Source organism: Aeromonas sp. R5-4 (assembly GCF_040908215.1).
Classification (GTDB): Bacteria; Pseudomonadota; Gammaproteobacteria; order Enterobacterales; family Aeromonadaceae; genus Aeromonas; species Aeromonas veronii.
In genome coordinates, this window is sequence record NZ_JBFODG010000004.1 from 25,364 (window position 1) to 42,555 (window position 17,192).

The 17,192-nt window shown below is 60.6% G+C and carries 15 protein-coding genes; 9 read left to right on the forward strand and 6 right to left on the reverse strand.

Annotation, left to right across the window (positions count from 1 at the left end; translation table 11 throughout):
* Positions 1-59 precede the first annotated feature (59 nt).
* Positions 60-2,483 (reverse strand): glycerol-3-phosphate 1-O-acyltransferase PlsB, encoded by a 2,424-nt coding sequence (gene plsB, locus AB5Y83_RS02810; protein WP_164536707.1) that lies wholly within the window; start codon positions 2,481-2,483, stop codon positions 60-62.
* 204 nt (positions 2,484-2,687) lie between these two features.
* On the opposite strand from plsB, the gene lexA reads away from it, so the two are divergent.
* The 4 genes from lexA to dinF all read left to right on the forward strand — a co-directional run bounded on the left by lexA (position 2,688) and on the right by dinF (position 6,212).
* Positions 2,688-3,311 (forward strand): transcriptional repressor LexA, encoded by a 624-nt coding sequence (lexA, locus tag AB5Y83_RS02815; RefSeq protein ID WP_005339540.1) that lies wholly within the window; start codon positions 2,688-2,690, stop codon positions 3,309-3,311.
* 484 nt (positions 3,312-3,795) lie between these two features.
* Positions 3,796-4,011 (forward strand): hypothetical protein, encoded by a 216-nt coding sequence (locus AB5Y83_RS02820; RefSeq protein ID WP_019446524.1) that lies wholly within the window; start codon positions 3,796-3,798, stop codon positions 4,009-4,011.
* A 210-nt stretch (positions 4,012-4,221) separates the two neighbouring features.
* Positions 4,222-4,848, forward strand: a complete 627-nt coding sequence (locus AB5Y83_RS02825; RefSeq protein WP_005339543.1) for an SCO family protein — start codon at positions 4,222-4,224, stop codon at positions 4,846-4,848.
* A gap of 2 nt (positions 4,849-4,850) precedes the next feature.
* A complete protein-coding gene (gene dinF / locus AB5Y83_RS02830; protein WP_368174666.1) occupies positions 4,851-6,212 on the forward strand; it encodes an MATE family efflux transporter DinF in 1,362 nt (453 codons plus the stop codon).
* A gap of 13 nt (positions 6,213-6,225) precedes the next feature.
* On the opposite strand, the gene trmL is transcribed toward dinF, so the two are convergent.
* From trmL to AB5Y83_RS02845, 3 genes are all read right to left on the reverse strand, one after another.
* Positions 6,226-6,690, reverse strand: coding sequence for a tRNA (uridine(34)/cytosine(34)/5-carboxymethylaminomethyluridine(34)-2'-O)-methyltransferase TrmL (gene trmL / locus AB5Y83_RS02835; RefSeq protein WP_368174667.1), 465 nt, complete (start codon positions 6,688-6,690; stop codon positions 6,226-6,228).
* Positions 6,691-6,764: 74 nt separating this feature from the next.
* A complete protein-coding gene (locus AB5Y83_RS02840; protein WP_005339547.1) occupies positions 6,765-8,135 on the reverse strand; it encodes an ATP-binding protein in 1,371 nt (456 codons plus the stop codon).
* Entirely contained in the window at positions 8,117-8,812 is a 696-nt protein-coding gene (locus AB5Y83_RS02845) for a response regulator (RefSeq protein ID WP_005339549.1), read from the reverse strand. Before AB5Y83_RS02845 ends, AB5Y83_RS02840 begins: the two co-directional genes overlap by 19 nt.
* An 85-nt stretch (positions 8,813-8,897) precedes the next feature.
* Between AB5Y83_RS02845 and AB5Y83_RS02850 the strand changes: the two genes are divergently transcribed.
* The 4 genes from AB5Y83_RS02850 to AB5Y83_RS02865 all read left to right on the forward strand — a co-directional run bounded on the left by AB5Y83_RS02850 (position 8,898) and on the right by AB5Y83_RS02865 (position 12,354).
* Positions 8,898-9,809, forward strand: coding sequence for a cation diffusion facilitator family transporter (locus AB5Y83_RS02850; RefSeq protein WP_005339551.1), 912 nt, complete (start codon positions 8,898-8,900; stop codon positions 9,807-9,809).
* Positions 9,810-9,817: 8 nt separating this feature from the next.
* Positions 9,818-10,597 (forward strand): serine O-acetyltransferase, encoded by a 780-nt coding sequence (gene cysE / locus AB5Y83_RS02855; RefSeq protein WP_005339552.1) that lies wholly within the window; start codon positions 9,818-9,820, stop codon positions 10,595-10,597.
* Positions 10,598-10,617: 20 nt separating this feature from the next.
* Complete coding sequence (locus AB5Y83_RS02860) at positions 10,618-11,898, forward strand: hypothetical protein (RefSeq protein WP_151286374.1); 1,281 nt, start codon at positions 10,618-10,620, stop codon at positions 11,896-11,898.
* A gap of 246 nt (positions 11,899-12,144) precedes the next feature.
* A complete protein-coding gene (locus AB5Y83_RS02865; RefSeq protein ID WP_005339554.1) occupies positions 12,145-12,354 on the forward strand; it encodes a cell division protein ZapB in 210 nt (69 codons plus the stop codon).
* A 72-nt stretch (positions 12,355-12,426) separates the two neighbouring features.
* Here AB5Y83_RS02865 and elbB read toward each other — a convergent pair whose 3' ends face one another.
* The gene (gene elbB, locus AB5Y83_RS02870; protein WP_005356063.1) at positions 12,427-13,077 is read right to left on the reverse strand and encodes an isoprenoid biosynthesis glyoxalase ElbB; all 651 of its coding nucleotides are present in this window, start codon (positions 13,075-13,077) and stop codon (positions 12,427-12,429) included.
* A gap of 400 nt (positions 13,078-13,477) precedes the next feature.
* Between elbB and polA the strand changes: the two genes are divergently transcribed.
* On the forward strand, positions 13,478-16,243 hold the full coding sequence (gene polA, locus AB5Y83_RS02875) for a DNA polymerase I (RefSeq protein WP_368174668.1): 2,766 nt from the start codon (positions 13,478-13,480) through the stop codon (positions 16,241-16,243).
* A gap of 88 nt (positions 16,244-16,331) precedes the next feature.
* Here polA and AB5Y83_RS02880 read toward each other — a convergent pair whose 3' ends face one another.
* Positions 16,332-16,871, reverse strand: coding sequence for a gamma carbonic anhydrase family protein (locus tag AB5Y83_RS02880; protein WP_110304598.1), 540 nt, complete (start codon positions 16,869-16,871; stop codon positions 16,332-16,334).
* Positions 16,872-17,192 lie beyond the last annotated feature (321 nt).

Consider the following 17,192-nt stretch of genomic DNA (forward strand, 5'->3'; position numbering starts at 1 on the left):
CGCAGACTCCGATAAAAAAGAAGGCCGCATCATGCGGCCTTCTTTGTTTGCGTTGCAGATTAGAGCTGATTGCCTGCCTGAATGGTACGGCGGATCTTGTTGCTCAGCAGCGGCACTATATTGTCGGCCAGCGCCTGGAAGCGGCCGAGATCCGGCTTGCACTCTGGGGAGAGGTAGCCCTCCTTGCGCAGCGTGTGGATCAGGGTGCTGAACAGCTTCTGGTCGAAGAACTCGGGTGCGTTGATGCCGTGCAGGGTGCCGAGGCGTTCCGCCATCATCAGGCCGTCCGCTTCCAGTTGCTCCGCCTCGATATGAGGCTGGGCCAGTACCCGGGTCAGCACGATGGCGTAGCGTTGCAGGGTCTCCTGAATGCTCTCCGCCAGCAGCAGCAGGCGCATCTGGTTGGCCGGATTGACCCAGTAGCCGTCATCGCGGGTCTCGATCAGTTGCTGGGTCTGCAGCGCGCCGAGCAGGCTGTCGACCAGCGCCGGCAGCTCATCCTCTTCATAACGCAGGAACAGTTCGGTCTTGAGCAGCGGATAGATGTCGATGCAGCGGGCCATGATCTCGCTGCGGGAGATCCCCTCGCACCGTTCGATCAATGCCGCCACCAGAGAGGGCATGGCGAACAGGTGGAGGATGTTGTTGCGGTAGTAGGTCAGCAGGATCGCCTGATAGCGGTCGAGACTGATGATCTGCCCCAGCTTGTCCTCGCTCACCTCGAACTTGTTGAGCTCCATCGCCTGATCCAGCAGGGTCTTGGCATCCTCATCCGGAATGGTGCTCTGCGGGCTGTAAGGCACCGCTTTGAGCAGATCCAGATAGGTGTTGAGCTGGGCCTGCAATTCGTCGCGGGTCAGGGCGTGGCGCTCGGCGGCCAGCAGCGCCAGCGCGCTCAGGGTCAGGCCGTTGACCGCAGCAGCGCCGTTGATGCGGGTCATCAGCAGTTCGGCCAGATTGTTGACGGTGCCCGCCATCCACTCCGGACGCTCCTCTTCCCCGATGTGCTTTTTCCAGTCGGGGATGTGTTCGCTCAGGTAGCTGTTGAGAGTCAGCGGTTCGCCGAAGTTGACGAAACCACGGCCGTAGTTGCGCAGCTTGCGCAGGATGCCGAGCACCTGCAGGAAGCTCTCCTTCTCCTTGCGACTCCCCTTGAGCTCGTTGTGGTAGGTGTTCACCTCCATCACGTGCTCGTAGCCCAGATAGACCGGCACCAGAGTGACCGGCCTGTCCAGCCCGCGCATCATCGCCTGCAGGGTCATCGCCAGCATGCCGGTCTTGGGCGGCAGCAGGCGACCGGTACGGGAGCGACCACCCTCGGTGAAGAACTCTACCGAGTAACCCTTGGCAAACAGCAGGTTGAGGTATTCCCGGAATACCGTGCTGTAGAGCGGGTTGCCCTTGAAGGTGCGGCGAATGAAGAAGGCGCCGCCGTGGCGGAAAATCGGGCCCGCCGGCCAGAAGTTGAGGTTGATGCCTGCCGCGATATGGGGCGGCACCATCCCCTGGTGGTAGATGACGTAGGAGAGCAGCAGGTAGTCCATGTGGCTGCGGTGGCAGGGGACGTAGACGATCTCGTGCCCTTCCTGCGCCAGTTGGCGCACCTTCTCGGCGCCATTGACCGACAAACCGCGGTAGAGCTTGTTCCACAGCCAGCCGAGGAAGCTCTCGCCCAGGCGGATCAGCCGGTAGGAGAAGTTGGAGGCGATCTCGTCCATGTAGCCATGGGCGCGCTTTTGCGCCTTCTCGAGGCTGATCCCCTCGCGCTGGGCCTCCTCTTCAATCGCCTGCTGGATCACCGCGGAGTCGAGCAACTGCTTGAACAGCAGGTTGCGGTTCGGCAGTTTCGGGCCGGTGGCGGCCAGCTGCTGGCGGCTGAAGTGGGTTCGGGCCACTCGTGCCAGCTTGTGGGCGATGGCCTCGTCGGTGCCGTGTTTGTCCGCCATGTAGCGCAGGGAGAGGGGCGGCGAGAAGCGCACCAGATTCTCGCGACCCTTGAGGATCACGATGAGCGCCTTCTTCAGCCGGTTCGGCGCCAGGCTGCTGATGATGTTGAGGCCGGAGGCTTCTTCCCCTTCCCGACCCGGAGCGCGGCCCCAGAACAGGGTGACGGGCACCACCTGGATATCGAGTTCGGGATCCTGCTTGTGCAGATCCAGCAGCTGGTGGAACTCCTGCAGGAAGGGGAGCGGTTTGCTGCGTTTGCCAAACAGGGGAGGCGGGCGATCCAGACAGACATAGCGCGGCAGCAGCTGGCCGTTCAGTTCCAGCGGCGTGAAGGGGCCGGGCAGCCCGAGATCCTCGCAGCACTGCTGCAGGGTCATCAGGTCGGTGATCGAACTGGTTTTCAGGGCATAGACGATGGGTCTGGCCGGATCCAGATTGAGTTCTGTGATGGGATTTTCCGGCAGGCTCTTGTGATTGACCAAGCCGCTGACCGGCCATTGCAAGATGGCTCTGGAAATCTTCTGTCCTAGGGACATGTGCGTCTGCTCTCCAAAAAAATGCGGCGTGAGCATAGCAAATCGACAGCCCCTTGTCGCCGAGAGGTACGATGAGTCAGCTGCGTAGGATCAAAACAGCAGTAAATGAGGGGTTGGTTGCGACAAATGTCAGCTGCGCCTTGCCTTGGCCACTGCACTGTATATACTGCCAGTGTGCTGTATAAAAAGACAGGTGCCAATTCTATGAAACCCCTTACCCCCCGCCAGGCCGAAGTGCTGGAGCTGATCAAGGTGAACATGAGCGAGACCGGTATGCCGCCGACTCGTGCCGAGATTGCCCAGAAGCTTGGTTTCAAGTCGGCCAATGCGGCCGAAGAACATCTGAAGGCCCTGGCCAAAAAAGGGGTCATCGAGATCATGCCGGGCACGTCCCGCGGCATTCGCCTGTTGCTCGAAGAGGAAGAGGTGCTGGAAGAGAGCGGCCTGCCGCTCATCGGCAAGGTCGCTGCCGGTGAACCCATTCTGGCTCAGGAGCATATCGAGAGCCACTATCAGGTTGATCCCGCCCTGTTCCATCCGCGCGCAGATTTTCTGCTGCGGGTGCAGGGGATGAGCATGAAGAACATCGGCATTCTGGATGGCGATCTGCTGGCGGTGCACAAGACCCAGGAGGTGCGCAACGGTCAGGTGGTGGTCGCCCGTCTCGATGAGGATGTCACCGTCAAGCGCTTCCAGCGCAAGGGCAGTCAGGTATGGCTGCTGCCGGAGAATGAAGAACTCTCCCCCATCGAGGTGGATCTCTCCTGCCAGCAGCTCACCATCGAAGGGCTGGCTGTCGGGGTGATCCGCAACGCCGACTGGATGTAATCATCCCCGCCAACTGCGTTTGCCACACGGCCTCCTTCGGGAGGTCGTGCTGTTTCTGGCGCACTTTCCTTGTCATATCAAACAGATCATCGGTGGCGGCATTTTTGTCCTGCGCGACCGGCTACCAATCATCCATTTCAGATATATGCTCAGATCAGTGCCCTGTCGCCGAGACAGGGCTTGGCCCCTCCCTCTGACCATCGCAATGCGCCGGGACGGGAGGGCCGGTAACAACGAGAATCGGGCAGTACACCTTCACGGGATATGAAGGGGGAGTGGGGAGATCCCGAGCCTTGTTAGGCAAAGGGGACCACTCGTGATGGTTGCAGATAGTCGTGACGGGCCTGTTCCCAGTTCAGGCCGACGAAGCAACATGACCTGTCGGTCAAGGAGGACTGGTATGGCATCAAGATCGCCATGGGATTCAGAGGCTGGGGCTGCGCCAGCGGAATCGTCAATCACCCGTTTTGTCAAAGGTAGCCGGATGACCTGGTTTTATGGTCTCTGGCTGCACCATCGTGGTTCGCACTGGACGCTCTGGCTGGGATGCCCGAAAGAGAAGGTGGTGCGTCTGGTGCTGCTGTTCAAACGTGGTCACGGTGATCGCCAGGGGGAAGAGGGCTGGCTGGCCCCCGTGATTCCCATCGGCGTGCGGGCCATCGGCAAGATGTTGCAGCAGGGGCGTAACGCTCGCCCCTGAGCAGAAGAGACAAACAAATCCATCCATAACCGGCACCCGAGGGGGCCGGTTTTTTTATGGCCGCAACTGGCGATTAATTATGCCAAATGGTCGACTCCTGACAGGGCGTTGCACAAGGTTGAACCACCTTGGCGGCTCGCTGGGGTACAATGCCTCCCTCTTGTCCGGTCACTGCTGGCCATCTGCCTCGAACTGAAAGGGTCTCTTGTTATGATGAAGCTCCGCTATCCCCTGCTCTTTCTTCTGCTGACAGCCTGCCTGATCCTGGTGTTCTACGCCACGCAGCCAGAGCAGCCTGAACAGGCTGATTACTATCCGGCGGGGCGGGATATCAACGATTTCGCCTTTACCGATGCGGACAACCAGCCGTTCACTCCTGCCAACCTGAAGGGGCACTGGACCTTCCTGTTTGTCGGTTACACCTTCTGCCCCGATATCTGCCCCACCACCCTGGCAGATATGCGCTCCGTCTATGACCAGCTGAAGAAGATGGCGCCCGACAGCCAGGTGGTGTTTATCTCGGCGGATCCCCAGCGTGACGATATTCCACGCCTCAAGACCTATACCGCCTTCTTCAATCCCGAATTCAAGGCGGCCACCGCCCCCCACGACAAGCTGTTCCCGTTTGTGCGCAATCTGGGGCTGATCTACTCCATAGCCAATCAGGGGGAGAAGGATTACCTGATCGATCACTCCGCCTCCATCGTGCTCATCAATCCCAAGGGCAAGCTGCAGGCGGTATTCCGTCCGCAGGTGGCGCCGGGTCAGGTGCCACGGGTGCAGATGGCCACCATGCTCTCTGACTTCGCCCGCATCCTGAAGCTGGCAGGCCACTGAGCGTGACCCCAGCTGTTGCCCCCTGGTGGCGAGATCCCTCTCGCCACCGCGCCGTCTTTGCGCTCGCCCTGCCCATGGTTTTCTCCAATATCACCACCCCCTTGTTGGGGCTGGTGGACACCTGGGTGATCGGTCATCTCGGTCAGGCCTGGTTTCTGGGGGGCGTCTCGGTCGGTGCGACCCTGATCAACCTCATCTTCTGGCTGCTCGGCTTTTTGCGGATGTCGACCACCGGCCTGACGGCGCAGGCGCACGGCGCAGCTGATGGTCGTGCCCAGCTCGATACCCTGCTGCGGGCGCTGGGGCTGGCCATTGCTCTCGGCCTGACGCTGCTGCTGTTGCTCTTCCCCCTGTTGCCACGACTGATCGCCCTGAGTGGCGGTTCGCCCGAGGTGCAGCTCTATGCGGGCCAATACGTGGCGGTACGGATCTGGAGCGCCCCGGCGGCGCTCTGCAATCTGGTGGTCATGGGCTGGCTGTTGGGGATGCAGGATGCCCGCAGCCCCATGGTGATGTTGATCCTCACCAATCTGGTCAATATGGCGCTCGATGCCCTGTTTGTGCTGGGGCTCGGCTGGCAGGTGCGGGGTGTGGCGGCGGCCTCGGTCATGGCGGACTACTGCGCGCTGGCAGTCGGTATCTGGCTGGTACGCCGTCAACTGCGGCAACTGGCACCGACGGTGTGGCAGGATGGCTGGCAGCGCTGGCGACAGCTCGCGCCCATGGTGCGACTGCTCGGCCTCAACCGCGATATCTTCCTGCGCTCCCTCTGTTTGCAGCTCTGCTTCGCCTTCATGACTCTGCAAGGGGCACGGCTGGGGGATGTGGCGGTGGCCGCCAATGCGGTGCTGCTCAACTTCCTGATGCTCATCTCCTACGGGCTCGATGGTTTTGCCTATGCGGTGGAGGCCATGGTAGGACGAGCCATCGGTCAGCGGGATCGGCAGAAACTGCAGGAGGCCATCGTGCTCAATCTAGGCTGGGCCGCCCTCATCGCCAGTGGTTTTACCCTGGTGTTTGCCCTCTTTGGTGCCCACCTTATCGGCTATATCACCGACATTCCGGCCGTGGTGGCGGAGGCACATCGTCAGCTTCCCTGGCTGATCGCCATGCCCTTGCTGGCGGTCTGGTGTTTCCTGCTGGATGGTGTATTCATCGGGGCGACCCGGGCACGGGAGATGCGCAACAGCATGTTGCTGGCCGCGTTTGGCGGCTTCTTCCCGATCTGGTGGCTCTGTCAGGCGTGGGGCGTGGCCGCGTTATGGGCGGCGATGGCGGCGCTGATGGTGGGGCGCGGTCTGTCGCTGGGGGTCACTTGCTGGCGGCTGGAGCGCAGCGGGCATCTGCTCGACGCCCGCCACTGATCATCGGTGGCGCTTACATGGCACCGTCGTAGCCGAGCTGGCGCCAGCTCTCGTAGACAAATACAGATACCGCGTTGGAGAGGTTCATGCTGCGGCTCTGGGGCACCATAGGGATGCGTAGCCGCTGCTCGAATGGCAGACTCTCGATGATCTCGATGGGCAGGCCGCGACTCTCCGGGCCAAACAGCAGGGCGTCGCCAAGGGCATATTGTGCTGCCGAGTGCGCGGTGCGCCCCTTGGTGGTGCAGGCAAACACCCGCTTGGGCGCCACGGCGGCCAGAAAAGCCTCATAGCTCGGCCAGCGCTTCACCTCGGCAAACTCGTGATAGTCGAGTCCCGCCCGTTTTACCCGCTTGTCATCCCACTCAAATCCCAGCGGCTCGATCAGGTTGAGCCGGTAACCAGTATTGGCGCAAAGCCGGATGATATTGCCGGTGTTGGGCGGAATTTCCGGCTGGTAGAGGACGATATCGAGCATGACGAGCTCCTGCAAAGAGATGTAAAGCCAAGAAGGGGCGCCAGCATACCCAGCGCCCGTCCGGATGAAAAGGATCAGGCGATGGGCAAGCGGATGGTGATGGTCAGCCCGGTGGGATGATTGTTGCTGGCCGCAATGGTGCCGCCGTGGCGCTGTATTGCCTCCGAGGCGATGGCCAGCCCCAGCCCGGTGCCGCCGGTCTTGGCGTTGCGGGCATCATCGACCCGGAAGAAGGGCTGGAACAGCAGCGCCTGCTGCTCGTCAGGCACGCCAGGGCCGTCATCCCGAATGGTCATCACCCACTCCTGCCCCTCCCGATACCAGTCCACCTTGATGAACTCGCGGGCATATTTGAGGGCATTGCGCAGGGGGTTCTCCACCGCCCGGGCCAACAGCTCTGGCCACATCTGGATCGACTCTGCGGGCAGCGGCGGCAGTCTGAGTTGTTTGCCGCTCTGATTCGCTTCGAACATGGCATCTTCGAGGATGGGCTCCAGCAGGTCGGCCAGCGGGTGCACCACCGGTGCCTCCACATGCTGCTGCACCCGCGACAGATCCAGCAGATCGCCGATCAGCTTGTCCAGCCGTCCGATCTCCGATTCGATCCGCGCCAGCTCGGCGCTGTCACCCTGCTTGCGGCGGATCAGCGCCTGCGCCAGTTGCATCCGGGTGAGGGGGCTGCGCAGCTCGTGGGAGATATCGGAAAGCAGCTGTTTCTGCTTCTGGATCATGCTCTTGAGCGTCTCCACCATACGGCTGACGTTATCCGCCAGCTGGCCGATCTCGTCGCCCCGTCCCAGGTTGGGGATCTGTACCTCCAGATTGCCAGCCGCCAGTTGGGAGACCGACTTCTGCAACTGCAGGATGGGGCGGGTCAGCCGCCAGGCGAGCAGCAGGCAGAGCGGGGTGCTGACCAGCATCGAGATGCCCAGAATGCGGATCGGGTGATCCAGCACCTGAATGAACAGGAACAGGTAGGGATTCTCGGCATTGAGGCCGAAATAGACGTGATAGCGATGGCCGTGGTGCTCCATCAGGAAGGGGCCAGCGATCGCCTTGCGATCCTCGTTGCCCAGCATGGGATTGGCCGGGTCATCGGCATCCACCATAAAGCGCACCACGAACTTGCGCGGATGGGTGGTGGACTGGATCTGCCCCTTCTCGTCGCGCAGGTAGACGTTGTCCACCGGCAGCATGGCGATCTTGTCCATCGCCTTGGCCAGATCGAAATCCTGATCCGGCTCGGCGGCGTTGAGCAGGGCCTGCACGTTGTTCTGCATCCGCGCGACTTCGTGGGTCGGCAGCGGGATCTGGTTACGGGGATCCAGGGTCGGCAGGCTGATCACGGCGGCCAGCATCACCAGCAGCATGAACCAGAACCAGAGGAAGATGTGGGTCGAGATCCCGTTGAGGGAGTTGATGCGCTCTATTCTTGCTCTAGCCACAGGTACCCGCGCCCCCGTACGGTTTTGAAGCGTGGCTGGCCATCGGTGCGGTCCGGCAGCTTCTTGCGCAGGTTGCTCAGGTGCATGTCGATGGCCCGATCGAAGGGTTCCAGCTTCTTGCCCAGCACCTGCTCGGAGAGGTGGCTCTTGCTGACGATCTGGCCGGGATTACGCAGCAGGCACTCCAGCAGCCCGAATTCGGTGGCGGTCAGCTCCAGCAGTTGTTCGCCGCAGCGGGCCTGCTGCAGGCCGGGTTGCAGCACGATATCCATGAAGTGCACTTCGTCCGAGGAGTTGCCGCGCTGGGGTGGGGCGCTCTGGGTTCGGCGCAGGATGGCGCGTACCCGGGCGAGCAGCTCCCTGTCGTCGAACGGCTTGGCCAGATAGTCGTCGGCGCCCGCTTCCAGACCGTTGACCCGATCCTGGCTGTCACCGCGGGCGGTCAGCATCAGCACCGGGGTGTCGTGGGTCTTGCGCAGCTTGGTCAGCATGGCAAAGCCGTTGAGCTTGGGCATCATTACATCCAGCAACACCAGATCGAAGCTCTGCTCCGCCAGCCGTTGCAGCCCCTCTTCACCATCCTCGGCGACCGTGACCTGAAATCCCTCCAGGGTCAGAATTTCGGTGAGCAGTTGGGTCAATTCAAGATCGTCGTCGACCAGGAGTATTCTGTTCATCTGGTGTTATTCCGCAGATTTTCGCGCCAAACTGACGCCGGGGTCAGGGTATAATAAGTTTTTCATCGCCAGAGGAAAGCCGGTTTTGAGCCATCAACAATATTCCCGTTGGGTGACCTTTGCCAGCATAGCGGCGGTCACCACCGCTACCTTGCTGATCATCGGCAAGCTGATCGCCTGGCTGATGACCGACTCGTCGACCCTGCTGGCGTCGCTGACCGACTCCTTCATGGATGTGAGTGCCTCCATCATCAACCTGCTGGCCATTCGCTATGCGCTTGCCCCCGCCGATGACGAGCACCGCTTCGGTCACGGCAAGGCGGAGTCGCTGGCGGGCCTCATCCAGTCGGCCTTTATCTCCGGCTCCGCCCTGCTGCTGGTGATGCACGGAATTTCATCCCTGCTCAATCAGGCGCCTATTCTGCGGCTGGAGGCGGGTCTCTGGGTCAGCGGTGGCTCTATCGTGCTGACCCTGCTGCTGGTCAGCTTCCAGAGCTTTGTCATTCGCAAGACCAACAGTGTGGCCATCAAGGCCGACATGCTGCACTACCGTTCCGATCTGCTGCTCAATGCCGGTGTCTTGCTGGCGCTGGTGCTGGCGGGGCAGGGGTGGTACTGGGCCGACGGCCTGTTTGCCATCCTGATCGGACTGTTCCTGTTGTGGGGGGCGGGACACATCGGCTACGAGTCGGTGCAGGCCCTGCTCGATCGTCAGTTGCCAGCGGAAGAACAAGCGAGAATAATGGCGCTCTGCTGTGCCGTAGAAGGTGTACACGGCGTACATGACCTGCGCACCCGTCAATCCGGGCCGACCCGATTCGTACAGTTGCATCTTGAACTGGATGATCAGATCCCCCTGGTCAAGGCCCATCAGATCGCCGATGAAGCCGAACTGGCGGTACGCCAGGCATTCGAGCGGATGGATGTCATCATCCACATGGACCCCATCTCGGTGCTGACAAAAGAACAACAGAGCCCTCACCCAGAACAACAGTAGGCTGCAACATGGATGAACTGGTTGCCAAAACCTGGCACAAAATTCAGCAAGAAGCGGAGTGCATGGCGGCCCAGGAGCCGATGCTGGCCAGCTTCTTCCACTCCACCATTCTCAATCACAAGAATCTGCGTTCGGCCCTCAGCTTCCAGCTGGCCAACAAACTCGACAGCGCCACCATGCCCGCCATCGCCCTGCGCGAGGTGATCGAGCTGGCCCTGCGCAGCGAGCCCGAGCTGCTGACGGTAGTGGCGGCTGACATCTGCGCCGTGCAGGAGCGGGATCCTGCGGTCGATCTCTTCTCCACCCCACTGCTCTATCTCAAGGGGTTCCATGCCCTGCAGGGTTATCGGGTCGCCAACTGGCTGTGGCGTCAGGGGCGCCGCTCGCTGGCCCTTTATCTGCAAAACCAGATCTCGGTGGTGTTCGGGGTGGATGTGCATCCGGCCGCCCGCATCGGCAAGGGGATCATGTTTGACCACGCCACCGGCATAGTGGTGGGCGAGACAGCGGTGATTGAAGATGATGTCTCCATCCTGCAGAGCGTGACCCTCGGCGGTACCGGCAAGGAGAGCGGCGATCGCCATCCCAAAATCCGCGAAGGGGTGATGATAGGGGCGGGCGCCAAGGTGCTCGGAAATATCGAAGTGGGCGTGGGTGCTAAAATTGGCGCGGGCAGCGTGGTGATCAACCCGGTGCCGCCTCATACCACGGTCGCTGGCGTACCCGCCAAGATCGTCGGCCGTCCGGAGTGCGACAAGCCTTCACTGGATATGGATCAGTGTCTCTGATCTCCCGGCCGGAGTAGTCGATGGCCAAACGCTGGTCGGGTTATCTGATCCTGGGGATGTGGCTGCTCAACCTGCTCCATCTCTATCTGGGACTCTCCCCCTGGCCTGCTGCCATTGCGGCCTGGGGGGCGTCACTGCTCACCTGGCCCTGGCTGGTGGGGGCGGCCAAGCGGCAGGCGCTGGCCCTGTATGGCGCCGCTCTGCTGTTGTTGATCTTCTCCTGGTGGCGGGGAGCGACCCTCACCGCCGGTGACTGGCTGTTGCCCAACATCAATATGCTCACCATGTTTGCCGCGGTGAGCACCCTCAACCTCGCCACCTCGGGTCTCTTGACCGGCACCACCTCCTGGACCGGGCGAAAGGGGCTGTGGAGCACCATGGCCAGCCTCAATCTGCTGGGGGCGGTCATCAACCTCTCGGTGCTCTTTATCATCGGCGATCGACTGGAGCGCAATGGCACCCTGGAGCGGCGTCAGGTGATGGTGCTGAGCCGGATCTTCTGTGCCGCTGCCTTCTGGTCACCCTTCTTTGTCGCCATGGCGGTGGCGCTCACCTATGCGCCGGGCTTGCAGCTCTCCCATATTCTGCCGTTCGGGATCCTCGCCGCCTTGCTGGCGATGGGGTTGACTGCCTGGCAGGTGGAGCGGATCGGGGTAGCCGACTTTGCCGGTTATCCGCTGAGGCTGCAGACCCTGGGGTTGCCGGTCACGCTGGCGCTGCTGGTGCTGCTCATCAAGCAGATTTGGCCCCAGCTCGGCATTCTGGCGGTGATCGCGCTGGTGGCCCCGCTGCTGGCGTTGCTCTTTATGCCGAGGGCCGGGCGCAAGGCGGCCCTCAAGCGGCAGGTGGTGGAGCGCTTCCCCGCCATCGGCGGTCAGCTGGTGTTGTTTCTGGGGGCCGGTTTGCTGGCGGCAGGCATCAACAGTGCGCTGTCGGTCATCGATCTCGGTGCTGGTCATGGCCTGCCACTGTTCAACCACTTTGGCTGGCTCGAAGCATCCCTCACTCTGCTGCTGATCCTGCTGGTGGCCATCGTCGGGGTGCATCCGCTCATCAGTATCTCCGGGCTGGCGCCGCTGCTCTGGCCGCTGGCGCCGGATCCCAGCCTGCTCGGTATGTGTTTCCTGCTGGGATGGGGGCTTGCCACCGGCACCAGTCCGCTCTCCGGCTCCAATCTGGCGCTGGCCTCCCGTTATAACCTCAGTGCCGGATTGATCCTGCGCTGGAACCTGCTCTACGGCCTGCTGATGTATGTCGTCGCCTGTCTGTTGCTAGGGGCTTATATCGCCTTGCATGGATAACGGCGATTCCGTCGAGAGGGTGCAAATGATGCGCGGGCGGCGGGGTCTTTTACGCACGGTTCAGTGTGTTGTCGCGGCTCGGGCGCAGGATGCGAGAAAAATAGACGCATATTTAGACAATACATCTATGGAAGGCGCATTTTACAGCGCACTGGCTTGTTTGTGCCGATGCGCTCGGGGTATGCTGGCTTCACGCGCTTGAATCGCCCTCTGTGGGGCATCGCAATTGAACAAACAGGTATGCATATGTCACTAGAAGTCCTTGAGCAACTCGAATCCAAAGTACAATCCGCCGTCGACAACATCTCCCTGCTGAAGATGGAGCTGGACGAGCTGAAAGAGCAGAACAGCAAGCTGCAAGACGAGAACCATCAGCTGCGCAACGAGCACACTGCATGGCAGGAGCGTCTGCGTGCCCTGCTGGGTAAAATGGATCAGATGGGCGAAACCATCTAATTCATTGCCTTCAGGCAGAATTGAAAACGGGCCGCTCCATGAGCGGCCCGTCTGTTTTTGGCAGGGTGAAGATTACAGCGCCAGCAGTTGCTTGACTGTCTTCTCGATGCCGTCTGCCGCCTCGACAATATTGTTGGCCAGCATGTAGGCGGGGGTGGAGATCACCTTGCGCTCCTGATCCACCACGAACTCGTTGACCGGGCAGTTGAGATGGCTGCCGCCCATCGCCTCGATGGCGTTGGCGGTGCCTTCGTCATGGCCGATGGTCGCCAGCGTCCCGGCACCATAGATCAGCGGGATCATGGCGGGCGCGATGCAGATATAGGCGGCCGGTTTGTTGGCTTTGGCAAAGCTCTGGCATGCTTTCAGCACATCGGGCTGGATCTGGCACTCGGCTCCTTTGATAGCAAAGTTACACAGGTTTTTGGCCGCGCCAAAGCCGCCGGGCACCAGCAGCGCGTCGTAATCGGCCGCATCCAGCTCGGCCACATCCTTTATCTGGCCACGGCAGATACGGGCCGCTTCGACCAGCACATTGCGGCTCTCTCCCTCGCTCACTTCACCGGTCAGGTGGTTGATGACATGGAGCTGCGCCACGTTTGGGGCGAAGCACTGGACGGCGGCTCCCTGACGGGCCAACGCCAGCAGGCTGATGACGGCCTCGTGGATTTCGGCCCCGTCAAAGACACCGCAGCCACTCAAAATCACGGCCACTTTTTTCATGGCAAACTCCTCGTTGTTGAAAATGTGAGCCAGGATGGATTGTTGTACTTTTGTATGGTTATCGCTCGCCCTCCGCTGGTCAAGTCATCTTGCTGTGCTAGGATTGTTTCGTTTTGGATCCTGCCGTACCTACTCCCTTAAATCTTTTTCCACATTGATCGAGATCATTCTAACTGTCTCGCGATCGGTTTTTACGTTCTCAATACATTGTTTTTAATGGCTTTTTATCTTCTTATACACAGTTTTATCACTGTGAGCTCTGATGCGCCCCATTTTTGAACACAGAGTTATCCACAGATTGAGTCCCTTTATCGGGCGCTGTGTGCTGTTGCTGCGCCCCTTGGTGTGAGGGGGGCCCTGTGGCATCCTAGCGGCTGTTTATCTCTGGCAGGACGATTTCATGGCCCCTAGCAACCCCCTTATTCTGGTCGACGGCTCCTCTTATCTTTACCGCGCCTTCTTCGCCTCCCAGCAGGCCGATCTGCGCACATCGACCGGTTTGCCGAGCGGCGCCGTCCGTGTCATGGCCAACATGATGCGCAGCCTGCGCAAGCAATATCCTGACTGTCATGTGGCCGTGGTGTTTGATGCCAAGGGCAAGACCTTCCGCGACGACATCTATCCCGAGTACAAGGCGACCCGCGCCAGCATGCCGGACGATCTGCGCAGCCAGGTCGCGCCTATCCACCAGATGATCAAGGCGATGGGCTTTCCCTTCCTGATGGTGGAAGGGGTTGAAGCCGACGACGTGATCGGCACCCTGGCCCGCCAGGCGACCGAGAAGCAGCTGCCGGTACTGATCAGCACCGGTGACAAGGATATGGCGCAGCTGGTCTCCGACCATGTCACCCTGATCGACACCATGAAAGATGTGAAGACCGATCGGGAAGGGGTGATCGAGAAGTTTGGCGTACCGCCCGAGCTCATCATCGACTATCTGGCCCTGATGGGTGACAAGGTCGACAACATTCCCGGTATGACCGGCGTTGGTGAAAAGACTGCACTTGCCCTGCTGCAGGGGATCGGCAGCATCGACGAGATTGCTGCCAACCTCGACAAGGTGGCCGCGCTCGGCTTTCGTGGCTCCAAGGCGTTCGCCGACAAGTTCCGCGAGCAGGAGGAGCAGGTTCGTCTCTCCTATCGACTGGCGACCATCAAGACCGACGTCGAACTGGAACAGAGTCTGGAAGAGCTGTTGCTCAAGCCGGTCGACAAGGAGTCCTTGCTGGCGGTCTATCGCGAATACGAGCTGCGCAACCTGATCAAGGAGCTGGAATCCGGTGGTGAAGAGGGCAGCGAGAGTGCCGGACAAGACGAGGCTGGCGATGAGAGCGCCGCTCCGGTTGCCGCCATCGAAACCGACTACCGCTGCATTCTGGACGAAGCCGAGTTTGACGGCTGGCTGGAACAGCTGAAAGCGGCACCGCTGTTTGCCTTCGATACCGAAACCACCAGTCTCGATTACATGGAGGCGCGGATCGTCGGCGTCTCCTTCGCGGTTGAGCCGGGCAAGGCTGCTTATGTGCCGTTTGGCCACGACTATCTGGGGGCACCGGTACAGCTGAGCGAGGCCGTGGTGTTGGGCAAGCTCAAGCCGCTGTTGGAAGATCCGACCCGTCTTAAGGTGGGGCAGAACCTCAAGTACGACCGCAACGTGCTGCTCAACCATGACATCGACCTGCAGGGCATTGCCTACGACACCATGCTCGAGTCCTACGTGCTCAACTCCACCGCCAGCCGTCACGATATGGATTCGCTGGCCAAACGCTATCTCGGGATCGAGACCACCTCCTTTGAAGATATCGCTGGCAAAGGGGTGAAACAGCTCACCTTCAACCAGATCGAGCTGGAGCAGGCCGCCCCCTATGCGGCGGAAGATGCCGATATCACCCTGCGTCTGCACCAGACCCTGTGGGGTCAGCTGGAGGCCGTGCCGGGTCTCGCCAAGGTATTCAGCGAGATCGAACTGCCCCTGCTGCCAGTGCTGGCGCGGATGGAGTTGCTCGGCACCACTATCGATCCCAAGTTGCTGCACCAGCAGAGTCAGGAGATCGAGCTGCGGTTGGGGGAGTTGGAGAAGCAGGCCCATGAGCTGGCCGGACAGGAGTTCAACCTCTCCTCGCCCAAGCAGTTGGGGGAGATCCTCTTCACCAAGCTGGGCCTGCCGATCATCAAAAAGACGCCGAAGGGCGCACCGTCCACCGCAGAAGAGGTGCTGGCCGAGCTGGCGGAGACCTACGAGCTGCCGCAACTGCTGATGGAGCATCGTGGGCTGGCCAAGCTCAAGTCCACCTACACCGACAAGTTGCCGCTGATGATCAAGCCGCAGACCGGGCGGGTACACACCTCCTATCATCAGGCGGTAGCGGCTACGGGCCGCTTGTCATCATCTGATCCCAACCTGCAGAACATCCCGGTGCGCAATGAGCAAGGGCGCCGGATCCGTCAGGCCTTCATCCCGAGCGCCGGTTACAAGCTGGTGGCGGCGGACTACTCCCAGATCGAGCTGCGCATCATGGCGCACCTCTCCGGTGACAAGGGGCTGCTGACCGCCTTTGCCGAGGGCAAGGACATCCACAAGGCGACTGCCGCCGAGGTGTTCGGCGTGGCGCTCGATGCGGTCACCACCGACATGCGCCGCAGCGCCAAGGCGATCAACTTCGGCCTTATCTACGGCATGAGTGCCTTCGGTCTGGCCAAGCAGCTGGGGATCGGTCGTGCCGAAGCGCAGAAGTACATGGATCTCTACTTCGAACGCTACCCGGGCGTGCTGGAGTATATGGAGCGCACCCGTCAGCAGGCGGAAGCCCAGGGGTATGTCGAGACCCTGTTTGGTCGTCGCCTCTATCTGCCGGATATCAAGTCCCGCAACGCCGGTCTGCGCAAGGCTGCCGAACGGGCCGCCATCAACGCCCCGATGCAGGGCACGGCCGCCGATATCATCAAGCGCGCCATGATCAACGTGGACAGCTGGATCCGCGGTATCGAGGATGAGTCGATCCGCATGCTGATGCAGGTACACGATGAACTGGTGTTCGAGATCCGCGAAGAGAAGCTGGAGGAGTACACCGCCATCATCAAGGAGAAGATGTCGGCCGCTGCCGAACTGCATGTGCCGCTGCTGGTTGAAGCGGGTACCGGTGACAACTGGGATCAGGCCCACTGATTTCCGGTCAGCCGTTCTGCACGGCTATATAGCTATATAAGAAGCGAAGCCCGGCATTATGCCGGGCTTCCTGTTTCTGCCAGCCCTATCAGGTCTCTTGCAGATACTCATCCTTGAGCAGGACATAGTTGTCGGCCGAGGTCTTGAGGAAGGCGATCTCGGCGGGCTTGAGCGGACGAGCCTGTTTGACGGGATTCCCTATATATAGAAAGCCCGACTCGAGTCGCTTGCCCGGTGGCACCAGCGAACCTGCGCCGATCATCACATCATCTTCAACCACGACGCCATCAAGCAGAATGGCACCCATGCCGACCAGCACCCGGTTGCCGATGGTGCAGCCGTGAAGCATCGCCTTGTGACCCACAGTGACATCTTCACCGATCAGCAGCGGATAGCCGGTCGGGTTGCTGACGCTCTTGCGGGTCAGGTGCAATACGGTGCCATCCTGAATGTTACTGCGGGCACCGATACGGATATGATTCACATCCCCCCGTGCCGCCACCATGGGCCAGATGCTGGCATCGTCGGCCAGTTCGATATCGCCCACCAGTGTCGCGCAGGGGTCTACATACACCCGTTTGCCCAGTTGCGGGCGTTTTCCCGAATAGGGTCTCAGTCGCAAGTCCATCTTGGCCTCCTTGTTTCCGGCCATTCTAGCAATCTTGAACCGGTTTCTGTGGATAAGTTTGTATAAAAACTGTGGTTGGATATGAATAACTAAAAAAGTGCCCTTTTTTGCAATTTTATTGCCGATAAGGGGTTGCCAGAAAGAATCTGTTCCCTATAATGCGCCTCCATCGACAGGGCAAGCGGCAACGCAAACAACCTCGTCGATAACCTCGAAAAGCCTTTGAAAATAAGGCTTGACTCGAGAAGGCGGTTGAGTAGAATTCCACTCCCGCAGCAACACACTGTTGCGTCGCTCTTTAACAATTTGAATCAAGCAATC

Coding starts and splice junctions, on each gene's coding strand:
- AB5Y83_RS02860 (WP_151286374.1), top strand. CDS start 10,618: ATGGCCAAACGCTGGTCGGGTTATCTGATCCTGGGGATGTGGCTGCTC.
- AB5Y83_RS02820 (WP_019446524.1), top strand. CDS start 3,796: ATGACCTGGTTTTATGGTCTCTGGCTGCACCATCGTGGTTCGCACTGG.
- plsB (WP_164536707.1), bottom strand. CDS start 2,483: ATGTCCCTAGGACAGAAGATTTCCAGAGCCATCTTGCAATGGCCGGTC.
- elbB (WP_005356063.1), bottom strand. CDS start 13,077: ATGAAAAAAGTGGCCGTGATTTTGAGTGGCTGCGGTGTCTTTGACGGG.
- AB5Y83_RS02865 (WP_005339554.1), top strand. CDS start 12,145: ATGTCACTAGAAGTCCTTGAGCAACTCGAATCCAAAGTACAATCCGCC.
- AB5Y83_RS02880 (WP_110304598.1), bottom strand. CDS start 16,871: ATGGACTTGCGACTGAGACCCTATTCGGGAAAACGCCCGCAACTGGGC.
- trmL (WP_368174667.1), bottom strand. CDS start 6,690: ATGCTCGATATCGTCCTCTACCAGCCGGAAATTCCGCCCAACACCGGC.
- cysE (WP_005339552.1), top strand. CDS start 9,818: ATGGATGAACTGGTTGCCAAAACCTGGCACAAAATTCAGCAAGAAGCG.
- AB5Y83_RS02845 (WP_005339549.1), bottom strand. CDS start 8,812: ATGAACAGAATACTCCTGGTCGACGACGATCTTGAATTGACCCAACTG.
- AB5Y83_RS02825 (WP_005339543.1), top strand. CDS start 4,222: ATGATGAAGCTCCGCTATCCCCTGCTCTTTCTTCTGCTGACAGCCTGC.
- lexA (WP_005339540.1), top strand. CDS start 2,688: ATGAAACCCCTTACCCCCCGCCAGGCCGAAGTGCTGGAGCTGATCAAG.
- polA (WP_368174668.1), top strand. CDS start 13,478: ATGGCCCCTAGCAACCCCCTTATTCTGGTCGACGGCTCCTCTTATCTT.